The organism is Nocardia sp. A7 (assembly GCF_046549215.1).
Lineage (GTDB): Bacteria > Actinomycetota > Actinomycetes > Mycobacteriales > Mycobacteriaceae > Nocardia.
On record NZ_JAJPWE010000004.1, the window covers coordinates 503873 to 526742 of the forward strand.

Consider the following 22870-nt stretch of genomic DNA (forward strand, 5'->3'; position numbering starts at 1 on the left):
GTTGCGCGAGCGGCCTCGTCGGCGGCCATCGCCTCGCGCAGCGACTTCGGACGCATGTCTGTCCAGTTCTTCTCGACGTAATGGAGGCCAGATCGGCGCGCGGGCGATGATCCAGACCGCCGAGGCCACCGGGGTGACGAACTTGTCCATCGACCAGGTTCTGCCAGTGCGCCGTCCGGGTACCGAGATCCCGGGCTGGTGCCTGCTGCCTGTTTTGCCGATCAGCAGGTAGATGAAAGATTCTGTCCCGCAGCGAGAAAGGGACTGCTGGATGTTGGCGACAACGCCGGAAGCCGACTGGGCCGAGGGCCTCACCGGTCGCCTCGTTGCGCCACGATCCGCCGCGGTGCTACGCACGAGCATGGCAACCCCTGCAATCAAACCTGGCACCGCTGGACGGCCCCACATCCGACAACTCGACGACGGCCGATACGAAGCACGACTGCTGTGCCGTGACAACTTCGGCGGCTACCACAAACCCAAACGCGCCGGCCGAACCAAACGCGAAGCGAACACCAGGCTCCGCGCAGCGGCAGCGCGATGGACCGGCCCCCACGCCGGCAGCAAGACCGTGACCGCGACTACCCGGCTCAGCGACCTCGCCGACATCTGGCTGGCCGAGACCGAACTGCGCGGCCACCTCGCCCGAGGCACGCTGCACCTCTACCAAACCCAACTCGATACCGCGCACGGGCCGACCGCACGACCCGATGCCGTCAAGATCAAACCCACGATCGGCGCACTGACGATCCGCGAAGCGACCGCCGCGCGCATGAACGACTACATGATCCTGCTCATGGAACGCGGATACACCTCCAAGGTCACCCACCAGTGGTGCATCCTCGCCGGCGTGTTCGACACCGCCCGCCGCCACGGGGCGATCGACCACAACCCCATGGACGGCACCCTCAAACCCAGCCGCAAACACGCCGAACCCACCGCACTACCACCCAGCCTTTTCGACGACTTCCTGCGCCACATCGAGAACTGGGCCCACAACCGAACCCCCGACGGCGCCACCACCCACTACTACGGCCCCGCCCACAACACCCGGCTGTATTGGGCAATCCTGCTTCTGACCAACACTGGAGTCCGGCCCACCGAACTACTGGGCCTGCGCGTCATAGACACCGACATCGACAACCCAGTTCCGGGAATCTGGATCCGAGGCAAACTCGAAAACCTCGAAGACGGCCGCGGCTGGCGGTGGCAACCCCGATTGAAGACGGGAACCAAAGGCATACGCCGACTAGCCCTCTCGGCCCGAGGTGTCGAAGCGGTCCACGAACTGCTGGCTTGCCGCGTCGAGTCCCAGGACCACCTCTTGATCCCGAGCCGACACGGAGAAGGCTGGAACCCCAACAACTTCAACAGACTCCTCCGCCGAGCACGAGGAACGAAATTCGCCGCGATCACACCCACCCAGATCCGCCACCGCGTCGCGACCGACATCCGCGATATCTACGGCATCGAAGCCGCCGCCGCACAACTCGGCGACTCACCCCTCGTCGTCGCCCGCTACTACGCCGCCCGAAATGCCGAGGTCGACAACCGCGGTGCACTGGGGAGACCCCCGCCTAGGACACGCCGCCCGCGACCACCGCGAATTCCGCCATCACGGACCCATGACGGACCTCTTCGACCCCCCAACACGAAAAAGCCCCTGACCGACGGAGAATATTCGCTGGTCAGAGGCTATTCACTGCTCCCCCATCTGGACTCGAACCAGAAACCTGCCGTCCAAATGCTTTGAGGCCCAGGATGTTTCAAGGTGTCCCAAGGAGCCCATCGCCTGCGGAGTTAACATTCAATGAGTTCCTGTTGGATCCCACTCGGGCCCGTTGATTCCTGTTGAATCCGTGTTGTTTCTGTGTTGTGGGTCAAGTCGGGGGTGGCGCCGCCGTACGCCGGTGGCACCCTCCGCCACCTCTGCGTGTCAGGGTGAGTTGAGTCCATCGGCACTCAGCAAATCCGGCCCGACGCGGGGCGCGATCGGATCTGCGGCTCCACAACTCACGTGGCGCAGAGGCTGTTCCTTGGGGAAGTGCTCGAGCGAGCCCCTCTCGAACGCGCCCCCGCGGACCATCTGCTGTGTTCCCGAACCGTCCTCCACATCCGAGTCTTTCCTCAAACCTGAGGCCAACCCGCTGCGGACCCATCCTGACGCGACCCTAGAAGGGAATCAGCCCGGTGTAGCTCACCCGCTGCGGATGAAGTTTGTCTTGGTGAGCCACGCACGACCGCACACCGCCGCCCACAGCATTCCCCGGCTGTCGACACGGTAGTGCCGCGCGATCATCAGCAGATGCGGACGTTCGTGAGCGCGCGCCCAGCGGCATAATATGATGTCGGCGATGGACAGAACCAATTGATCTCGTTCACCACCGTTTCTGGCCGCGGATGAGGGACTTGAGGATCCACGTCGCCGTCAGCAAGCCCTTCAGAACGGGCCCGCGATTTCATCTGCCTTGAGGTTGGCTCCGCCAGCACCGTTCTCGACGAGGCAGTCGATAATATCGAGACACCGGTCAATCATTGCCTTCGATGATGCTGCGTTGTAGGTGGCCAGGACGATATTGGTGACTTCGTAGGCTTCTGCCGCGGCGTGTGTGCTGATGTCACCGGCGACGGTACTCCAGTGTTCGAGCCAGTCCTCACACAGCGCCACAACAATGTCCGGTAGCTCCCCCAATCGGCGGCTGAGCCCGGCGAGCACCGACGCGGGTGCCTCGTTGAACATTTTCGTACCCCGGATTTTTTCGAGCAGGTCGGTGTATGCCGGCAGTGGGCCCTCCATGTATTGGACCACCGCCGTGGTATTGTCGCGCACCTCCTTTGACTCGTCGTTCATCAACCTGAGTAGCAGTCCTTGGCCAGGAGATGTATCTGGCTCGTCGACGTCATAGGGCGGCAGGCTGCTCACCAACTGGGTCAGGAAGTCTGCAACGGCGGCTCTGGTATCGGTCTCGGAAAGGAATTCTTCGAGCAGGCCGGAGTCGAACCCTGGCAGGTCGACGTTATCGACGGCGAGCATCGTAGCAATTCGGGCCGCATTGTCGCGCGCGTGGGCGGCTGGTGATGTAGCCATTTTCCGCAGGAAGGCCGCCGTCAACTCTGGGTATTGCTCTCTCATAAGCCACATCAACCCGGAAAGGCGCGGGGCTTCGAACACGGCGGAAGTTGCTGTAGCAAGCCATCTTTCGGCTAGCGCGACAACGAGTTCAGGCGATTCCGCCCATACTATCGTCAGCGCTTGCGGCACGAGTATCCGTACGGCCTCGGACGGGTCTGTTGTTACTTGTTCCAGAAGTGGTCTGACAATAGCCAGCCGCTCGACGCGCGTAACTGATGGAGCGAGAAGAGCCGCAATGGTATTGAGCGCGACACCCCGCGGCTGACTGTAGGCCTGACCGATGAGGTGATCATGTGAGACCTCGCCGTCTGTCCGGTTACGGCCGAGATCGCATATCTGGGTCGGGATTAGGACGATGTCCTCGGGCAGGTCCGGTTGGTCTGCAAGATGATGAATACATCTCGCGATCGCCATGTCGAGATCTGGATCGTGTGGCCGGCCGAATGCGTTGCGGATTGCATCGTAAACCCGAACAATGTTCGCCCCCTGCCGGAGCTCGTCGGTCTGCGGACGAGCTTCCAGTGCGGTTGTAATACCAGCGATGACAGCGATCACCGCTGTCGCGGGCGCGGATGCAGGGAAGTCGATTAGCAGACGAGCGAACCGGGCAGGAGTTTGTTCTGCCGCAGCGCGTAGTACGCGCTTCGTCGCGTCCGCTCGTTCCTCGTTAGTCAGAGTGTCGGGCCAGGCTGCTACCACGGCTAGCCAGTCCGAATCATCGTGTTCGGTAGGAATCGAGACCTCGGCCTGTCGAAAGGAACCGACTCTGAACAGCGGCACGGGTTCGTTCTCAGCCTCACCCACCACCGCGTCGAGGGCATCCAATCGGTGACCAAATACCTCCGGCATCTGATCACCAGTCAGGCGGCGCAGCAGCGACAGCACTACATGCTCTTCATCGGTCAGGCGCGTTCCTGTATCGACCGCTGTTGGGTCACTGTGATCGTCGTGAATGCTGTACGCATCGGCCACGAGGGCGATTGCGCGGTCACGTTGCTCGTCGCTGCCAGCGTTAGCAACACGCCCGACTACTGACCCCCATGCCCATCCAGGTGTGGCTCCTTCGGGGAAACCACGCACGCGAGGATTGGCGATCCACCTTGCGGCGTCATCGATGAGGGTGCCGGTGGCGTTGCTGTACGCGACCGCCAGCAGCCGGTGGGCTGCGAAGGTGTCCAAGTCGGCGAAGCGGTCCAGAATCGGTGCCAGCAGATCCGGATTGCTGCGCGCGGCGGCGGCGACTGCGGTTCGGATGGCGTGGTCGGCTTGGCTCTCCAGCGAATCTGCTGTGGCGAACAGCCGTACATCCCGTCGCAGGCCTTCTGCCGGGTCGATGGTGGACTCGCTGGGTGTCCAGCCGGGCCCGGTGGCAATGCGACGGTAGTCATCGAGCACGAAGTTCGACAGCTGTTGCACGTAGCGTAATGGTGTTTGCTCGGCACACTTTCGCAAGTTCGGGCCGCCGCGCTGGTAACTGGCCCGTGAGCCACGGTTGAGGACTGACTGCTGTATGCCGAAGTGGTCGCTAATGCGCCGTGCCGCGTCGAGCCAAACTGTGACCGCGTCAGCGGCGACGGCTGGGAACCTGTCGATGAAGTTGTCGACGGCATACACCGCGCTGGAGTTGGACAGCCATTGATCGAGTGCGGCCGGCGCTTCGTCTGATTGCCTATTCTGCCTGTCGCCACCGCACTCAAAACTGCAGGCGGCAGCGGTTACTCTTCGAAACAGTTGCAGGAGATCGTTTCCTGTCCCTGTGCCGCCCCCGACGCCGGCGAGATCAGTGAGGCGGGTCAATGCATCAACCCACTCGTCGCCCCGATCGGTCATTTGTGTGATCGGCAGGGCTGCTTGTGCTGCGCGATCCGGGCGAAACCGGGCGGCCTCGACCACCAGGTAGAGCAACTCTTGAGAGGAGAACTTCCGGAAGGCTGCGCGGACTCGGTTGTCGCCCCCTGGTCGGTTCATTCCGCAGTAGATCTCGCATACGACATTGAGCATGCCCTGGTCTGCCATGGCTTCGGCCAGTGGCTTGGTTGCAAGGGTCCGTATCACCTGATTTCGCATTGGGTCCGTCTCGTCGGCCGCGATGGACAAGAGGATTTCGATTTCCTCAACATCAACCTCGCTTTGCGTGCTGAGGAAAGAAAGTACAGCACCGCGAACGTGAGAACGATTGCTACGCGCCAGGACTTGTGCCAAATCCTCGCGATATCTCGGAGGGTCGTCGCGTTCGAGCGCGAGAATTGCACGTACGAGTCCGCGCCGGGAGAGCAACTGTGTAGCTTCGGACAGTACGTCCGCAGCGTTCCGTCCGTCATTGAGGATGGTCAGTGCCGCGAGGTATTCGTAGTAGGTCTCGTGAAAGAACCGTATCCGTCCCTGATCGCGGACGAGTACTCCGTGATGGATCAGCGTATCAACCGAGTCACGTACGGGCGCCAGTTGGTTCAGCGGCAGTGACAGAACACCGCCCTTATGCATTCTCGTCGCGATATCTAGGGTGATTTCAGCAAAACCATTGTTGCCCAGCTTCTCTCGGCATCTGTCGCCTTTCCACTGGTGGAAGCGGTCGAGCAGATTCATCCGCGACCGCGTCGCCATCAGCGAGTCCCGGTCGCTCTCGGAGCTACCTTCGAAGATCTTTATGAACAGGCCGAGGTTCAGGGGGCTTCGGAGCAGCTCCAGTAGCTTCGGGGCAGCCGAGGATACGTCGAGTCCGATGCGATGGAACGCCGAATCTACCTCTGCCATAGTCAGCTCCGACAGTTGGAACTGTCGTGGTTGTTCGGCGCTGCCGGAACCATCCATTCCGACCAACCGGCGCAAGTCGGCGTCAAATGTGAGATCCTCGATTCTGCAACCCATGATCAGCGTCAGATCACCACTGGCGCGCAGGTTTTCGAGCATCTCAGCGACTGCCCGTCGAATTTTGTCACCCCGGCCGGACAGCCTCGACATCGTGTCGACCTGGTCGACAACGAGGACGCCAACCCTGTCCGCTTTCGCGCGTGAGACGACAGCAACCGGTGAGCCACCGAACCCGATGCCCTCTTGTCTGCCCAGTGCCTCAGCAGTCGAGACGGGTGCCGCGTCGTCCAGCCGCATAACGCCCACAACCACGCCCCTGTCGCGGAGGCCGGACACGACTTGCGCCAACACATTGGACTTTCCACTGCCCGGCGTACCGGTCAGCATGATCGCAGACGGTCGGTCGGCTCCGGTCACGACTTCGATGATCTCGGCGGCCTGCTGGCGCGGGATTTCGGCCAGCGACTGCGGTCGCTCCAATTCTGCGTGACGGATATATGCATCGGCAAGTTCGGACAGTCGCCCGGCTAGATCGATCGGGTCCCCACCCCGCGGCCCATGGCCTGCCGCCTTCAATAGATCCCACAATGCTACCGAATCTAATTCGACCGGTGCTGTTTCCTTCAGGCGCTGCCACAGAACCGATACCGCGACACCGGCGTCACCTTCCATCACGTAGGGCAGCAGCTCCATTGTGATTCGCTTCAAAGCCTCGTGCCCGACGACGTTGAAGGACATCAGGCGAAGCCGTTCATGCAACGCTTCCTCGCCGAGCCCCCATTCGAGACACAGTTCGTCGAATGCCGTCCGCTCCTTCTTGTTTAGGTCGCGAAGAAACTCGCCACCAGCGACGCGTTTTGCCTTCTCCGCTAAGCTTCCCAGGACGGAAACCTGCTCAGAGACAAAAACGGCACGCCATCCACCGTCGGTCATTCTCTGAAGCCCGGCCAGGAAGCCAACACTCCGCAATGCGCCAAGAGTCCATGTTGTTTTACGGGACCGCTTGCATTGATGCCCCTCAATAGGTCCATCCGAAGCAGAGCTGAACAGTTTGAATTCGATTGAGTCTTCGCCGGGAGGCTCTACACGCAATGTCGAGAAGGTACCGTTGAGTACCGGTAGGACACCGCGCAGTACGGTCCAATAACCCTCGTAGATATCGGCTAGTTTTGCTCCCAGTCCGCCGCCCGCAGTCGTGGCTCCTGCGGCCGCCGAGGCATCGGCTCCAGACGAAAGCGTGCTGGCTGTATCCGCGTCATTGCCTGTCAAGTGCTCACACCTTTCCGGCATTCCACACCTCTGCATGTACTCTGACAACGCCCTCACGGCCGGACTCCCCACCGTGGGAGAACATACATACTAGTTGACTGTCGTGGGTCGAAACCACGCATTCGGCTGCCGGACCGACCCTGCCCAACGCCGGGCCCCACACGTTGATGGACATGGTTGGATGGCTGTCCCACGTCGGTGAAAGCGCGGCTGTCGACACTGGCATCCACCCACCCGGATGTGGAGGAAGTTCGATGATGGTGGCTTGTCGGTCGAATTGATCGCCGACCTCCGGAGTTGCAGGCTGACTCCCGTCACAGCGACGGCGAACAACGGACAGGCGCCTTCCTCGCTCTCAGCGATGGCTTTGTTGCACCGTCAGTCAGTGGCGTCGTCAATAAGACCGTATGGAGGTACGGCGTGATTGCGGGAGTAGCGCACTACGATGTCTGGGGCAACAAGCTCTGGCGGGCTGTTGTCTACAACGACCAACTGTGCGCCTGCGCCCGGTCCTGCAAGCCATTCTTTGACATGCCGGTAAAAGTTCTCCACCAGGCGTGTATCAGCGAAATCGGGGTCATCTGGATGGGCTCCGTGACCAAGGTTTTTTTGTGGGCTGTCGATAATAAGCAGACCGGGTGCACGGGCGCCCGTTTCATAGGACACTTCCCACAGAGTCAGGTACCACGCCAGGCTTATCAAAACCAACCCGCCGCTACTTGCCGATGTATATGGAAGCCCCCGGACGTAAGGGGTCAGCCGGTCATCAAGCCTAGGCTCGCTGAGTTTCGGGTAGCCGATTGCTGCAAGGATTTCACCGAAGCGAGCAGATAGCTGGCGTACAACGGCAGCTCGATCAGGACGAGCGACCGTAGCGCTACGTTCGGCTCTTAGACGCGCAGCTTGCCCCGCAAGGCGTTCTGCCACCTCTTCGGCTTGGCGAACCCGTTCCCACAAACGCAGTCCCGCAGCCGCTTCCTGCTCTCGAAGCTGTGCGTTCGCGTGTCGGCGGGCAAGATCATCACGAACCGCAAGGTAGGGCGCTGGCGTGTTAACTACTCTGTCGACTGCAGTTGACGCTGCCACTACTGCACGGTCTGCCTTTTCCTGAGCCGATCGAAGCGCAGTTAGATCCTCGTACAATCGATTCCAATAGTCGTTCAATTCATCCAGGCGACGATTCGTTGCCTTGAGCTCCGCCTCAAGTACCGCAGTTGCTCCCTGGTTCGTCGCGCCCGCATCACCGTCGACGTGCGCGTGCTCCGCTTCTGCACTGTGCGATGCATGCGCACCGCCTTCTCCCGGTAGTTCATGCCCGCAGAGGCTGCATGCCCCGTTGACGATGACAGGACTGGCCTCCAATTGGGATAAGCACGCAGGACAGACGCTGACCCGTAGGGGGTCGAAAAGACGCTCCGCCTCTTTGAGGAAAGTCAGCTTCTTCTTGTCGTCAGCGTACTGGCCCCTAAGAGCTGCCAATCTCTCGACCAGGCTCTCGCGATTTCTAACACGCACAGCTGCATCACGTGCGGCGGTCTGTGCCGAGGCCAAGCGTTGACGGAGTTCGGTTATGCCGTCTCCTCGCGTTGTGTAATCGCTGTCGAGTTGGGCAAATTGGGCGCTTATCGTCTGCGCTTCCATTTTTGCTCGTTCTCGATCAGTGTCGAGCACCAGCGACCCTAGGGGATGCTCCTCCTGAACTATGGCGCGAAGAGAACTCGCGGCCCGGTCAGCTTCACGGGCCGCATCTGCCGCGACCTTCAGCCGCGACGCAAGATCGTTGCCATCAGCGTCGTGGACATCAAACATGACATCGATTGTCTGCTGAAGCTTCTGGCGCACAACGAAGTTCGAGTGCTCGAAAAGTAGGTTCTTGCTGTCCAACCGCTCGTTCGGCAGCCACATGACGCGAAACAAGTCACGGATGCTAAGCATCTGGGTGGTCGACTCTGATTTCTTTGGGGACGTCGGAAGTTCAATGTTGTCCAAACCACATGCTGCCAAGATAAATTGGGACAACCCGCGCGGATCCGAGGTGGGTTCGATTGGTAGACGCTGTTCGGACGAATTGTGGAGGCGATCGAATGGAGCTTGCCAGACCGACACAAATTTCGCCGCAGGGCCAGTGGCAGCTCGCTCGATGGTTGCCGGAGTGCCCGCGAGGTTCGCTTCCAAGAGTGCCGAGCGCACAGCTACGAGCACTTCGGGATGTTGCGGATGTTCGTTGTCCCCCAAGCAGTACCGGACAAAATCTATGACGGATGTCTTTCCCGTCTGACTCGGTCCCGCAATGACCGACAGCGGACGCCACGAGTCGCGGTCATCGTTTCGAAAGTCGACGTGATAGGAGCGGCTAGTCGCAGCGAGGCCACCGAGCCGCAGTTCGGCCAGCCGGATACCTCGATTTGGATCACTGGCGGCCATGGCTTCTTCCTCGATTCTGTGCTGTACGCGGTGTGGCCTCTGCGACGTCATCGAAAAGATCGATCAACAACCACGACCTGCCCAACCAGCCTTCTGCGTGCAGGGTCAACTGCCGGTCTGACAGTCGTTTCAATCGACGCAGCACCACTCCCGCAGCCTCTCGATACGCTTCCGCATAGATAGAAGTCAGTCCGGCGGCCAAATCGCTACCCGATTCGGTCAGTCGGTAACCCTGCGAATCGATGCGAACCAGCCCATACGCAACTAGTCGGGCGAGGTCGTGCTGGAGTCTTCGACGCCGGCTGACAAATCGTTGACCTGTCGACACGTATGACAGCTGACGGTCACTAAATCCGGCTAACCGCAAAGCGAGTCGGTCAGAAGCGTCACGATCGTCCTCGCCTGCAGTTACAACAAACGGATTCGCTGAGAAGAAGTCGTAGAACCCCAGTCGATCAATAGTACTGACAGGTGCCCGTTCGGCCTGGGCCGTCTCAAGTAGCAATGTCAGTTGTGCAAGGCGGAACACCTGCGAGTCTTCGGGCCCGCCAGGTACCGCCGCGGACAGCCGATGCGAGCCATCCTGAAGATACATATCTCGCGTGGGTTTGGTCACGATCCGCCTCCGTCCACCGTCCCGGCCAAGAGTTCGCTGGCGACCTCACTCGCGGCTCGTCCTCGGTGAGACCCTGCGATGTCTCGCCAATGCCGCACCCATCCGGCGCGCGAGTCTTCCACGAGACGATGCACAATGCCCTTTCGATGCGCTGGCCTGAGCCGGAGCTCCTCCGGATCGTCGCATCCTGCTGCGGCCAGCAGCACGTCTTCAACTAGCCGGGGCAGGCGGCCATTTGCGTCGGCATCGGAAATACGGGCGTTGTACTCTGTCTCCCATAACGCATGTACCTCAAGGTGTAGCTCTCTTAATGCAGCAATACCAGCTAGGTTGCCTCCTGATGCCAAGTCCCGAGCCAATGCCTCAGCTGCAAAGAACAACCCTCGTGCTGCATCCGTTTCAAGCATGCCAGCTTCCTCTAGCTGACGGACGAAAAGCGCGTCGTTGAATCCGCTGACGTCATCGGGCGTCAAAACTGAGAGGGATGCAGGTGACGTCACTCCATCGACAAAGTACCGCTTGTAGAGGATTTCAGCGTCAGGTTGCATGAGCTGCCGACGTAGTTCTAATCCATTCCACAAGGTAATTTTCACCTTGTTTTCACGGCGCTGGCGAGCCACCCAACCGTCCCACCATTTTTGTTCGGCGGGCGAAAGAATGCAAGGGACGCAAAGTGTCCAGGCGTCTAGGTCGAACCCTTCAGCCCTGGCTTTCTGATTCACCTGCTTAAATGAATCTCGAACTTGCTGGCGTTGATCTTCACCGGTCCAGGAGAGAAAGAACTTCGACTGCCAGACCACGACCGACTGGTCAAGGCGACCGACGTAGGTATCGATGCCCCAGTCTCCTCCGCCGGGCCCACTCACTTCGTTGGCCGCTAGGTAACGAAGCGCGATCAGGTCGGTCACTAGGGTCTGGAAGACCACACGAGCACCTGCCACCGTTCCGGCATTGAACTCAAGTCGACGGAACAACACGTCTGACGTCGGAATCACAGACACCACCACCCCACGTGCATGGCGTAACCATATTCGACGAGGGCGGGATTCGGGCGACTTCTGATGCAGCGCGGCCGGGACGCCCACAGGCGCTTCATCCAACATCAACCGGTTGCAGCACCGCCGGTTTCGCCTGATTTCTGTCCGGTAGCAGCCCATGTTCTCTAGAGAACATGGGCTGCTCAGTCAGATTGTGCGGATCTCGTCCGACGCCAGGCAGCGGGCTTGAAATCCACCTGACCGATGTTCCTGAACGCTCCGACGGATGGCCCCAGCACTGGACGGGCTTCTGCGCCCCGCTGTGCTCGATGCGCCACTCCCGAGGCCTGGTAATGCACATCTGCTGCACCCGACGATCTGTCGGCAGGTGCTACCCGCGCTCTTCCGATTCCACCGACCAGAACGGAACCCAACCATGAGCACCACGCAATCACCCGTCATCACACCGGTCGGTCGGTTACGTCGGCCACCGTTGGACCGTCAAGCCGGTGTGGTCACGACTGTCACCGCGGTGTTGGCCGGAGAACAACAGGTCATGCTCGATGTCGTTGGGGCCGGTGATAGTGAGGCGCGGATCGTGGTCCGCTGGGGTCGAGTAGCGATGACTTTCACTGCGGCCGAGCAGGTTCAGCGGATGTTGGGGTTGTTCGGGTTGGCGCGTCAGGCGATGGTTGGTGTGGTCGAGCGGGTGCGGATGCCGGTGGTGGAGGAGCCGATCTCCGATGTCGCGGTCTTGGCCGCGATCACCTGGACGCACACACCGATCGGGGCTGCGTCGGTGGAGCGGATGTACCACGAGGGGATGCGGCGCACGATCAGCTTCGTCGCGTTGACCATTGGGCCGGTGACGTTCCACATCCTCGATCGTTCTGGTCTCGATAGTGCGATCAAGGCGCTCGTGCGCGCGCATCAGCTATCGGTGACCGTGTACGCAGACGGCCATCGCTTTGCCGACGACCCCAATACCGCGGCGTGGGAACGCAACAATCGGCGAAACCTGAAACCCCTCGGGAACGGCTGGTCGCACCAATGACGGCTCTATCCGACCGCCGATCGAGTCAGCGCTAGCTGGATTCCAGTGCGGTCGATGGCCGACGAGCGCCCGCGGTTGCACAGACCAGGGTCCATGCTCGAAGGGAACCGATGACGGACGCCGATACACCTTGACCTGCCCCACCCTTCGGGTTCCACTTTGACCTGCCCCACCCTTCGGGTTCCACTTCCGGTGGCTAACTGACAGCCTGTACGAAAGGCTGAACACCGTGCCCCGTCCCTATCCTGCCGAGTTCCGTGCCCGCGCGATCGCTCTGGTCCGTGCAGGCAAGCAAGCCAAGCAGACCGCCGTCGAGCTAGGCATTCATCCAGTGACGCTGTCGAAATGGGTCCGCCAAGACGAGATCGATTGCGGCGTGCGTCCAGGCACGTCCTCGACCGAGTCCGTGCAACTGCGGACCGCGCGACGGCGGATCGCCGAACTCGAAAGCGAGTTGGCGATCATCCGCCAGGCCGCGAAGTTCCTCGGCGAGGACAAGCCGCTCCCAAAAGGATCTACCCGGTAGTCGACGCTCTCGTCGTTGCCGGGGCACCCGTGGACCGATGCTGCCGAATTCTGGGAATCACTCGCCAGAACTACTACAAGCACAAACGGACCCCGACCACGCCCACCCAGCTGCGGCGCCAGTGGCTGACCGGGCTGATCCGCGAAGTCCACGTGGCATCACGCGGCACCTACGGATACCGCAGGATCCACGCCGAACTCACCCTCGCCATGAACGTGACCGTCTGCACGCGAACGGTGTCGGTCCTCATGACGTTGGCCGGCATCTACGGGCTGCCCGGACCAGCGCGGGTCAAGCGCCTTCGCGGTGTCGTAACAGCCCACGATCTGGTCAACCGCAAGTTCCACCGACTGGCGCCAAATGAGTTGTGGGTCACCGACATAACGCAACACAGAACGCGAGAAGGGTGGGTCTACTGCGCTGCCGTTCTCGACGCATTCAGCCGTCGGATCGTGGGTTGGTCGATCGATTCCAAGCAGGACGCGACCTTGGTCGTGAACGCCTTGGACATGGCCATCCGCAACCGACGTCCCGACACAGGCGGAATCGTGCATGCCGACCACGGGACCCAGCTCACCTCATGGGTTTTCGGGGAGAAAATCCGTTCCGCGGGGCTGCTGCCTTCGTTCGGCACCGTCGGAGATCGGCTCGATAACGCGATGATGGAAAGCTTCTGGGGCTCCATGCAGATCGAGCTGCTCAACCGAAAGAAGTGGAAGACCCGGATCGAGCTCGCCAACGCGATCTTCGACTACATCGAGATCTTCCACAACCGCCAACGCCGCCACTCCGCGCTCGGGTATTCCACGCCGATCGAGTACGAACTATCCTTCGGCAACGACCCCATCCGCGCTGTCAGTTAGCCACCGCGACTGGAACCTAACTGGTGGGGCAGGTCAGGTTGTCACCTAGCCCTGCAGCAGCCCCTACTTCTTATCTGCCGCCAACACGGGCATGGATCGGGTTCCGAGCGTCTCTGAGCGTGACAAGGCTTGATAGGTCATGAAGTCGGCACAGCGTTTCCGCAGGTTCCCGACTCTTCCCAGGATTTCCCTGTTTCCGCAGGTAGATGACTATCTGGTGGCCCCGAAGCTACCCACCGCTTCCCGGAATCTCCTGTGCAAACCCGTCTGAAAATCGTAGAAAAATCGTAGAAACACCGGCGATGGAAGCTGGTAGCCCGTTGGCCGGGATGGGAGATTGTTGATCGTCGGCACAGTTGAGATTCTGCCTTGACGCCCCGACATTGTCGTTGGCTGGATCGTCAGGGTCCCGAGCCACGACGGTCTAGGCTAATAACGTGAGTACATGAGTAACTCCATGTACTCACGCGGGGCTAGCGTGCGACGGATGTCGTTGTCAACGTTGGCAGCGTCGGGCGTTGTTGGTTCAGTAAGCCGCTGAACAGTGGATACGCCGGAGATATGGCTGGGTTGCCGTTGTGACATCGGTTACTTGCGTTGAGGCGTGTGAGTGGCGTTGGTTGACGTCAGCCATTAAATGACGGGTTTGATGACAAGCCACGACGGTTAGCCAGCAAACCATGCCGCACCTGAGTAATTGGGTGGTGTGCGGTTTCCAAGCGTCCTAGATTGCCCGGCGGAGCCGCAGGCTCAATGCGACAGAACCCCACGATGCGATCGAGATCACGTCGCAGATCCGCGCTTTCGGCGAGGCCAATCGAAGATGGGAACGCAGATGACCTGGGAATATGTTCGGGCTGATTGGTGGTCGAAGCCGACTTCGCCCTAGGTTGAGGGAGCGGGTGTTCATTGTCGGAGGCTGCTTGAACCCCAAACCCGCTGATCGGGAGTGAGCCATTCTCCGTGTTCCCGAGGGTGCCTGCACGTGCCTTCTGTCAGCGTTTTTTCCGTAGCGGCGCTGCCCGGACGTTCCTGATCGTTCTTCAGGATTCCCGGATTAAGCGCCAGCATATCCGCCTGCATAGAGAGAAAAACTACCTCTCGATGATGTGATACGTATCACTCCCCGAGAGGCGGGCAACCCTATGGCAACCATGAGTGCTGCTCCAGCTCCTCCATCCGACGACGGGCGCGCTAGGGTGACGCTGATGTGCAACGTCGGGGCGCGTGTCTCAATCGGCCGATCGCGACTGGTGGTCGGCACGATGAAGAGGGGGTATCGCCGTCGACACGGTGCATTCAAACCACGATCGTTTACCCTGCGCCGCGCCGACCTAATCCACGCCCCATCGACATCGACTAGGGTGCGCGTCCAGCCGCGCCAACCGAGGCGCTGGCCCCTCGTTGATTTGCAAATGCAACGCCATTGGGGACCAGGCGACGTCCTCAAGCTGCGGGCCACTGCACAGACCCGTCAGTTCCCCCGTCTGGTCGGCCCGAACTCGACGACGTGGGCACAGTTGGATAGCTCGGGCTGAGCTAACTATTGCTGAGGTGGCGTTTTGGATTTCCTATTGATCCGGTTCGTTCACTCAAACATAGATGGCGCTGTAGTCTTAGCCGTCGTCCGTCCCGAATGTCGCCCTGAACCAGCTGCCCGTTTGGTCGAAACCCTCGATCTCGTAGTTATCGTATGAGATCGAAATTGTGCAGTCGCTGGATTCAAGTTCTCGGTCCTTCGCGGGGTTCCACCACACAGCGAAAAGCACCGTGCCGTCGCAACGAGCATCTACGTCAGCACGCTGTATGTGACTCTCATCCACGCTCGTAGCCTTGATCGGAGCCGACACGTCTATTTCATAGTTGCCACGGAAACGGAATTCGAACAGCGTTCCTTGCCTGTCCAGGACGACCGAGTCGATCCCAACGTCGATCCTTCCTCGCAGATCGCTGCGTTGCGGTGCATCGATCTCCATGTACTCGTGCAGGGTTTCCATCATCTGCTCAACAAGTTGGTCTTCGAGGTCCCGCATCGGGTCATCCAGCACTAAATCCAGCCTTGCGCCAGCCACATCTTCGAGCACCTGAATGGCCCGTCTTGCGACGTTGTCGAGCAATATGTGAACACGGCAGCAGATCTCCCGGTACTCGAACGCTAGCTCCCTATGGATCACGTAGCCTTCGGCCGCCGCTGGATCCATGAGAGCCAGCTTCTGTATGAGTGATGGCCCGTGGCGGTCGAGTGCCTTCCTTGCTGCTGGATCTCGAATGTTTGCCTCCAATGCGACGAGAAGTGACCTGCTGACTTTTCCTGCCGTAGCAAAGGATTCGACGCTACGCACAATTCGAGCGCGACGCTCTTGGGCCAGATGGAGGTAGGTGGCGAAGATGCCAGTGCGCGTTAGGTCGATGTCGCGCTTTCTGGTATTGCAGGGTCCGCAGATTGGTGCCAGGTTGTAAGGGTCGTGCACGTCGTAGCTGGCACCTTCAGGAGAGGCTAATTGCGTTGCGAGTTCGTTCAACTGCTCTAGGCTGGCGGTCTTGGGCAGAATGTGGTCGACCTCGATGTCGTTGTAGTCCTTTGGCTGGGTACAGAGATAGCACTTCGAACCCCAAGCTTCGTAGATGGCCATACGGAGAACTGAGTTGTCACTGTCTGGCTGGTATCTGGCCATGCGCATGGGGAGACAGTACGTTTCGCACCTTTCGCTCGTCTTCTGGCTGGTCCTGGCGGAGTGTGCAGTGGTACGCGTTTCACCTACGTCGCCGGCAGTAGCAGCCGACATGTGTCGATAAGGCCCGCAGGCCAACGGCGACGCGCGTCAACCATCCCGACCGCCATCGAGTGCTGTGGTCGCTCGCTACCTTCGTCATGCGCCGCGTCGACCGGCTCCGCGCCGACGACATCGACTAGTCCCCTCGTCGGACCTCCGATCGAGGTGGCTAGTGCTGCCCGGCAACGCGCACTGGCAATGCTCTTGGGCGCCAGGCGACGCCATGAAGGGAGGACGTAACCCGGAAACCCACCCGCTTGCCCGCGATGGGAGGGTCGAATGCAACCCACACGACCTCCGAATCGCCTTCGGTCATCACCCGGCTGATCTCGATCCGGTTGGCCGTCGCACTAGCGTCGCGCGTGACATCGAACCGAACGCCAGGCGAGTCGCTAAGCTCGACGACAAGGTGATCAAGGCGGCCTGCGCGTAACCGTATCCGCATCCCCCAGGCGAGGTCGCCCGCCTGGTCGAAGCTTGGTTCATCCCAATCCGGGGCCAACTCCTCATGCCGGCGGTCAGCATCGATCGATGCCATCTGCTTGGCCGCCGTTGCTGAAGCTTCCGCCGATGATGCCTGCTTGCGAGCAAATATCGCGCTCGCCAATGCGATTCCTGCACTGGCGACGGCGACGACAACCCCACCCGCTTCAATCCCGTTTGCGGCAACCCAACCAGCAACCGACGTCATCCCATGACGGTACCGACGTTGGGGGCTCAGCGTCGCCGACAAGCCAACGAGCGCTGACACGAACTGGGCTCTAAAAGATCTTGAGCTGCCGCGGCCTCTCAACGTCCCCAGCAAACGTTGCTCCCGCGTCGATCACCGCCCAGCCCACCACTATCGAGTGATCGAATTCGGGTTGGAGGTTCCGTTCCGCCGAACTGGATATGCCTTTCGCCTGAATGAAGTGCAGCGCCCGAAGACACTGCGGGTGGTCATGGGGTTGCCTTCGGTTGAGGTTGAGTGCAGCGCCCGAAGGTGCTGGGGGCAAGGTAGGCGGCCGTGTGGCGGCAGTCGAACAGGCCTCAATGAAGTGCAGCGCCGAAGGTGCTGCGGGCTGACCGAGGTGACCCGATGACCGGAGCCCTACGAGCCTCAATGAAGTGCAGCGCCCGAAGGTGCTGCGGGTGTTGTGACGGCGGTGCATTCGGGTGATCACCCGGTGCCTCAATGAAGTGCAGCGCCCGAAGGTGCTGCAGGTGGCAGACGATCCGCCCATCGACGACGGCCAGTTCGTCACGCCTCAATGGAGTGCAGCGCCCGAAGGTGCTGCGGGAGGGTCCAGAAACAATACCTGCTGACCAGCACGAACGTGAACTCCTGCGAGCGCTCCGTCCGACACGCTCATGAACTACGTGGCTATGAGCGCGAAAACTGACACCACCTGAGCGCGAACTCGAACACCACTTCGCGATCTTGGTCTGCCGATCGTCAGCGCGAATTTCGACACCACGCAGACCGGAGGAAGGGCCGTTGCGTTGCGGGTCGCCGAGCTGCCGAATCGCCCCTGCACGCGGAGGTCGCCCAGATCGGCAGCGATTGGCGGCCTGCCGCCGCCGGACGGCGAGCGCGCCGGACGAGCAGAGCTAGGGCAGCGGTGTCGAAATTCGCGCTGACAGACATCGAGGCGTCGGCGGTGGTGTCGGGATTCGCGCTCTCGTGGTGTTTACTTTGGCGCTCATAACCATCCATCCCCCCAGCCTCAATGAAGTGCAGGGCTCAGGCGCTGCGGGTGCCCCTGCTCGAGACCGTGATCCATTAACGCGACGAGCTTCAAGGAAGTGGAGCGTCCGAAGTCGCTGAGGGGGCCTGCGCTGGTGTGTCCATCGAGGCCGCCGTTATGGCCTCAATGAAGTGCAGCGACTGAGGCGCTGCGGGTGGGTAACCGCCACCGCGACCGAGCAGTCCGGCGAGCCTCAATGAAGTGCAGCGCCCCAAGGCACTGCGGGACGGGCCATCGAGCACAGGGCCGCGGTAGCGTCCTGGGTGCCTCGATGAAGTGCAGCACCTCAAGGCGCTGCGGGGCCGAGCAGCAGCGGCCGGATCACCTCGCGGCCGGGGCCTCGATGAAGTGCAGCGCCTGAAGGCGATGCGAGCCATCGCCAGCTCCACGACGCGGCGGGTCATCTCTGGGCCTCAATGAAGTGCAGCATCCGAACGTGCTGCTAGCGGCGGGTCAGCGGGGTGCCCTTGGATACAAGCGCGCCTTAATGAAGTGCGGCGCCCGAAGGCACTGCGGGTCGACGACGCCTTGTATCGCCACTCGTCGAGTACGCCTCAATGAAGTGCAGCGACTGAAGGCGCTGCGGGCGGAGCCGACGCAAAGCTGCCGAACCTGGACTACTAGCCTCAACGAAGTCCAGCGCCTGAAGGCGATGCGAGCGTACAACGCGCTGACCACACCGGACCCCGAGACGCTGCCTCGATGAAGTGCAGCACCCGAAGGGCTGCGGGACTGTTCTGGTGGTCGACACCCCGAAGTTGGCGGTCGGCGGTTTCGGGGTGCCGCCGTACGCGGCTGGCTGGCCTCAACGAAGTGCAGCGCCGGACGGCTCTGTGGGCGTGCACCAAGATTCAGGGCCTGACCTTGGCGGGCGCGCCTAAAATGAAGTGCAGCGCCTGAAGGCGCTGCGGGACCGCTGCGGTAGCGACAACACACTCGGTTTCCCAGCCTCAATGAAGTGCAGCGTCTTCAGGCGCTGCGGGCCTCGACCGGCACTGGGTTCTTGATCGCCATGTCGCCTCAATGAATGCGGCGCCCGAAGGCGACGCGGGTTCCGTCACCTGCCAATGTGATCGGAGTCGGCACTCTTCCTCAATGAAGAGCAGCGACAGAAGGCGCTGCGGGCGGATGTGCTCATGACGGGCTGCCTTCGGGAAGTAGGCCTCATGAAGTGCAGCGCCCGAAGCGCTGCGGGCCGCAAAGTACGGCGTCCCGACCGCGGTGATCGCGCCGCCGCCTCAAATGAAATGCAGCTCCCGAAGGCGCTGCGGGTCGTGTCCATCGGTGGTGCCGAGCTGGCGGACCTTGTTGCCTCAATGAAGTGCAGCGTCCGAAGGCGCTGCGGGAGTGTCGACAACCGCGCCAAGGATTCCGTCACGAAGCGTGCCTCAATGAAGTGCAGCGTCCGAAGGCGCTGCGGGTGCACCACGCCCGCCTGGACCTGTTCGTCGAGAAGCCTCAATGAAGTGCGGCGCCCGAAGTCGCTGCAGGTGCTGAGCGGCGCGGACGGTGCCGAGGCTGTCACGCTGCCTCAACGAACTGCAGCGCCCGACGGCGCTGTGGGCCGAGATCATTGCCTCGATCAGGTACGAAAACCAGCCTCAATGAAGTGCAGCGCTTGAAGGCGCTGCGGGGGTGCTGTTCGGGCCGACCGAGTCCCTGATCGGGATGCCTCAATGAAGTGCGGCGCCCGAATACGCTGCGGGACTGTTCTTGTGGTCGACACCCCGAAGTCGGCGGTCGGCGGCTTCGGGATGCCGCCGTACGCGGCTGGCTGGCCTCAATAAAGTGCAGCGCCTGAAGGCGCTGCGGGTCTGGGGTGCGGACTGGGACCGTGCCGATGACATGCAGCCTCAATGAAGTGCAGCGCCCGAAGGCGCTGCGGGCGGTGTGCTGTTCGATCTATTCCAGGACAGCAGCCCAGTCGCCTCAAAGAAGTGCAGCGCCCGAAGGTGCTGCACGGATCGCCCCACAGGGACACGAGCGCGAGCCCACCGGTGCCTCAAAGCACCCGAAGGCGCTGCAGGCGCAGCGGGCGCCGAGTGCACCTCATGGCCGACAAGGCGCCTCAATGAAGTGCGTGTGCCCGAAGGCGCTGCGGGCCGCGATGGCCAGTTCCCGATCGGCGAGCATCCGCACACCTCAATGAAGTGCAGTGCCCAAAGGCGCTGCGGGTGGAGCCGTCAGGAGGTCTCGGTGTGCCGCGTCAGGCCTCAATGAAAGTGCAGCGCCTGAAGGCGATGCGAGACCGTGTCGACGAGGGACTGGACGTGCCCGTGCGCGAGGCCTCAATGAAGTGCAGCGCCCGAAGGCGCTGCGGGGCGGCCCTCGTCGTCGTAGCCCACGACCGCGACGTAGTGGCCTCAATGAAGTGCAGCACCCGAAAGCGCTGCGGGGTTGACCGACGCCCCAGCAGTGACCTGACAGACGAGCCGCAGTGAAGTGCGGCGCCCGAAGGTGCTGCGGGTCCGGGTGAAGGCAGGATTCCACGTCAGCTTGCCTCATGAAGTGCGGCGCCCGAAGCGCTGCCGGCCCGTGGCTGGCGGGCAACACCCGCGCGGCGCGATGTGGTCACCCTAATGAAGTGCAGCGCCCGAAGGCGCGGCGGGCGCGGCGGCCGTGGTCAGCCGCTCCATGTCAGGGTCGCCTCAATGAAGTGCGGCGCCCAAAGGCGCTGCGGGGACAACACGATCGACTACGAGACCACCGACCTCGATCAGCCTCAATAATGTGCAGCGCCCGAAGGTGCTGCGGGTCTCCACCCATTCGATCGACACCTCGCGGCCGAGCAGGCCTCAATGAAGTGCAGCGCCCGAAAGCGCTGCGGGGTTGACCGACGCCCCAGCAGTGACCTGACAGACGAGCCGCAATGAAGTGCAGGCCCGAAGGCGCTGCGGGCGATACCAGACGAAATCCTTGCCGTCCGAGTAGTGGACGCCTCAATGAAGTGCGGCGCCTGAAGCGCTGCGGGCCGCAAGTACGGCGTCCCGACCGCGGTGATCGCGCCGCCGCCTCAATGAAGTGCAGGCCCCGAAGGCGCTGCGGGTCGTGTGGGAATGATCTGCGTTGCAGGTGACCCGTTCTGGCCCCAATGAAGTGCAGCGTCGACAACCGCGGCATGGATTCCGTCACGAAGTGTGCCTCAATGAAGTGCAGCGCCCGAAGGCGCTGCTGGCGCACCGCACGATCCCCACCAGGGTGCCGGTGTTGTCGCCTCAATGAAATGCAGCATCCGAAGGCGCTGCTGGAGGGTCCGGAAACACTACCTGCTGACCAGCACGAACGTGAACCCCTGCGAGCGCTCCGTCCGACATGCTCATGAACTACGTGTTGGACCATCATCCAGGGGCAAGGTATGACGTTGACCAGCGGCTTCGTACCGCGAGGGCTCGCCGGGTTTTGCGGTGTGGGCTAGCTCTCGCATAGGCTCGGGTCGTACAACTCCGAGCCAGATCCCGTGCTCTCGCGCGCACAGCCGATTACTCGTTAGCGGCCCGCATCGAAGTGCAGCGCCCGAAGTCGCTGCGGGCTTCTCAAGTCCTGGTCGGACTCGGGCACCCCCAGCCGGCCTCAATGAAGTGCGGCGCCCGAGGACGCTGCGGGGTGGACGAGGGCCGCTACATCGGCGTGCAGGTCCGCAAGCCTCTATGAAGTGCGGCGCCGAATGCGCTGCGGGTTCGGGCATCGGCACCACATCACCAGGTCGACCGAGGCCTCTATGAAGTGCGGCGCCCGACGGCGCTGCGGGTGACTTTAACGTGAAGGCGCGGTCCGCGCCATCTTGGAAGCTTCTATGAAGTGCGGCGCCCGAAGGCGCTGCGGGCCAGCCGACCATCAGCGCCTCGATGTCGATCAGGTGGCCTCAATGAAGTGCAGCGCTCGAAGGCGCTGCGGGGATCGTCGCGGTGTGCGCACTGACCGGCCGCCGCCCGCCCCAATGAAGAAGCGCCCGAAGGCGCTGCGGGTGATGATGTGCAAGGAGTGCTCCTCGGGCTAGGTGGCGCCTCAATGAAGTGCAGTGTCTGAAGGCGATGCGGGCTTGGCGGGGTCCTTCAGAGCTTCCGGGAGGAGCTTGCCTCAATGAAGTGCAGTGCCTGAAGGCGATGCGGGAGGGTCCCGAAATAGTACCCACTGACCAGCCCGAATGTGAACCCGTGCGAGCGCTCCGTCCGACACGCTCATGAACTACGTGTCAGACCATCTACTAGGGGGAACGGTAAGACGATGACCAGCGGATTCGTGCCCCGAGGGCTCGCCGGATTTTGGGGTGTGGGTTAGTACTCGCGGAGGCTCAAGGTCAGATAACTACGGCGCCAGATTCCGTACTCGCACGCGCATGGTGCTGCGGGGGTAGCCGGGGGATGTGCAGGAAGTTGCGGCCTCAATGATGTGTAGTGCCCGAAGGTGCGGCGGGGGAGATCGCGCACCAGATCGGCCTGCCGCGCAAGCTGCCTCAATGAAGTGTAGCGCCCGAAGGCGCTGCGGGCTGGCCAGTAGTTCGACTCCGGCGCTGGTCTCGGCCAGGCCTCAATGAAGTGCAGCGTCCGAAGGCGCTGCTGGGTTGCGCATCCTGGTAGTCCAGCCGGGGCACCGTTGCCTCAATGAAGTGCACCGCCCGAAGGCGCTGCGGGGGCCCGCGCTGGTGTGTCCGTCGAGGCCGCCGTTGTGGCCTCAATGTAGTGCAGCGCATGAAGGC

At 61.7% G+C, this 22870-nt stretch carries 9 protein-coding genes and 1 pseudogene; 4 read left to right on the top strand and 6 right to left on the bottom strand.

The annotated features are described in order from the left end of the window. Positions 1-271: 271 nt before the first annotated feature. Complete coding sequence (locus tag ACLJPD_RS24325) at positions 272-1753, top strand: tyrosine-type recombinase/integrase (RefSeq protein WP_410875090.1); 1482 nt, start codon at positions 272-274, stop codon at positions 1751-1753. Positions 1754-2440: 687 nt separating this feature from the next. On the opposite strand, the gene ACLJPD_RS24330 is transcribed toward ACLJPD_RS24325, so the two are convergent. The 4 genes from ACLJPD_RS24330 to ACLJPD_RS24345 form a co-directional block, all read right to left on the bottom strand. Next, on the bottom strand, positions 2441-7213 hold the full coding sequence (locus ACLJPD_RS24330) for a hypothetical protein (protein ID WP_410875091.1): 4773 nt from the start codon (positions 7211-7213) through the stop codon (positions 2441-2443). A gap of 378 nt (positions 7214-7591) precedes the next feature. Continuing rightward, entirely contained in the window at positions 7592-9637 is a 2046-nt protein-coding gene (locus ACLJPD_RS24335; RefSeq protein ID WP_410875092.1) for a hypothetical protein, read from the bottom strand. Further along, the gene (locus ACLJPD_RS24340; protein WP_410875093.1) at positions 9624-10253 is read right to left on the bottom strand and encodes a hypothetical protein; all 630 of its coding nucleotides are present in this window, start codon (positions 10251-10253) and stop codon (positions 9624-9626) included. Before ACLJPD_RS24340 ends, ACLJPD_RS24335 begins: the two co-directional genes overlap by 14 nt. Then, positions 10250-11260, bottom strand: coding sequence for a hypothetical protein (locus ACLJPD_RS24345; RefSeq protein ID WP_410875094.1), 1011 nt, complete (start codon positions 11258-11260; stop codon positions 10250-10252). Before ACLJPD_RS24345 ends, ACLJPD_RS24340 begins: the two co-directional genes overlap by 4 nt. 406 nt (positions 11261-11666) lie before the next feature. On the opposite strand from ACLJPD_RS24345, the gene ACLJPD_RS24350 reads away from it, so the two are divergent. The 3 genes and pseudogenes from ACLJPD_RS24350 to ACLJPD_RS24360 all read left to right on the top strand — a co-directional run bounded on the left by ACLJPD_RS24350 (position 11667) and on the right by ACLJPD_RS24360 (position 13673). Next, a complete protein-coding gene (locus tag ACLJPD_RS24350; protein WP_410875095.1) occupies positions 11667-12284 on the top strand; it encodes a hypothetical protein in 618 nt (205 codons plus the stop codon). 229 nt (positions 12285-12513) lie between these two features. Next, a pseudogene (locus ACLJPD_RS24355) lies at positions 12514-12684 on the top strand (transposase); the annotation flags it as partial. After that, complete coding sequence (locus tag ACLJPD_RS24360; RefSeq protein ID WP_410875096.1) at positions 12630-13673, top strand: IS3 family transposase; 1044 nt, start codon at positions 12630-12632, stop codon at positions 13671-13673. The pseudogene ACLJPD_RS24355 and the gene ACLJPD_RS24360, both read left to right, overlap by 55 nt. Positions 13674-15289: 1616 nt before the next feature. On the opposite strand, the gene ACLJPD_RS24365 is transcribed toward ACLJPD_RS24360, so the two are convergent. After that, the gene (locus tag ACLJPD_RS24365; protein WP_410875097.1) at positions 15290-16306 is read right to left on the bottom strand and encodes an HNH endonuclease; all 1017 of its coding nucleotides are present in this window, start codon (positions 16304-16306) and stop codon (positions 15290-15292) included. Positions 16307-16616: 310 nt separating this feature from the next. After that, positions 16617-17138, bottom strand: coding sequence for a hypothetical protein (locus tag ACLJPD_RS24370; protein ID WP_410875098.1), 522 nt, complete (start codon positions 17136-17138; stop codon positions 16617-16619). Positions 17139-22870: the final 5732 nt, after the last annotated feature.

Excerpts from the sequence above, each read along its gene's own strand:
- ACLJPD_RS24365 (WP_410875097.1), bottom strand. The coding sequence starts at position 16,306 with ATGGCCATCTACGAAGCTTGGGGTTCGAAGTGCTATCTCTGTACCCAG.
- ACLJPD_RS24370 (WP_410875098.1), bottom strand. The coding sequence starts at position 17,138 with ATGACGTCGGTTGCTGGTTGGGTTGCCGCAAACGGGATTGAAGCGGGT.
- ACLJPD_RS24335 (WP_410875092.1), bottom strand. The coding sequence starts at position 9,637 with ATGGCCGCCAGTGATCCAAATCGAGGTATCCGGCTGGCCGAACTGCGG.
- ACLJPD_RS24360 (WP_410875096.1), top strand. The coding sequence starts at position 12,630 with ATGGGTCCGCCAAGACGAGATCGATTGCGGCGTGCGTCCAGGCACGTC.
- ACLJPD_RS24350 (WP_410875095.1), top strand. The coding sequence starts at position 11,667 with ATGAGCACCACGCAATCACCCGTCATCACACCGGTCGGTCGGTTACGT.
- ACLJPD_RS24325 (WP_410875090.1), top strand. The coding sequence starts at position 272 with ATGTTGGCGACAACGCCGGAAGCCGACTGGGCCGAGGGCCTCACCGGT.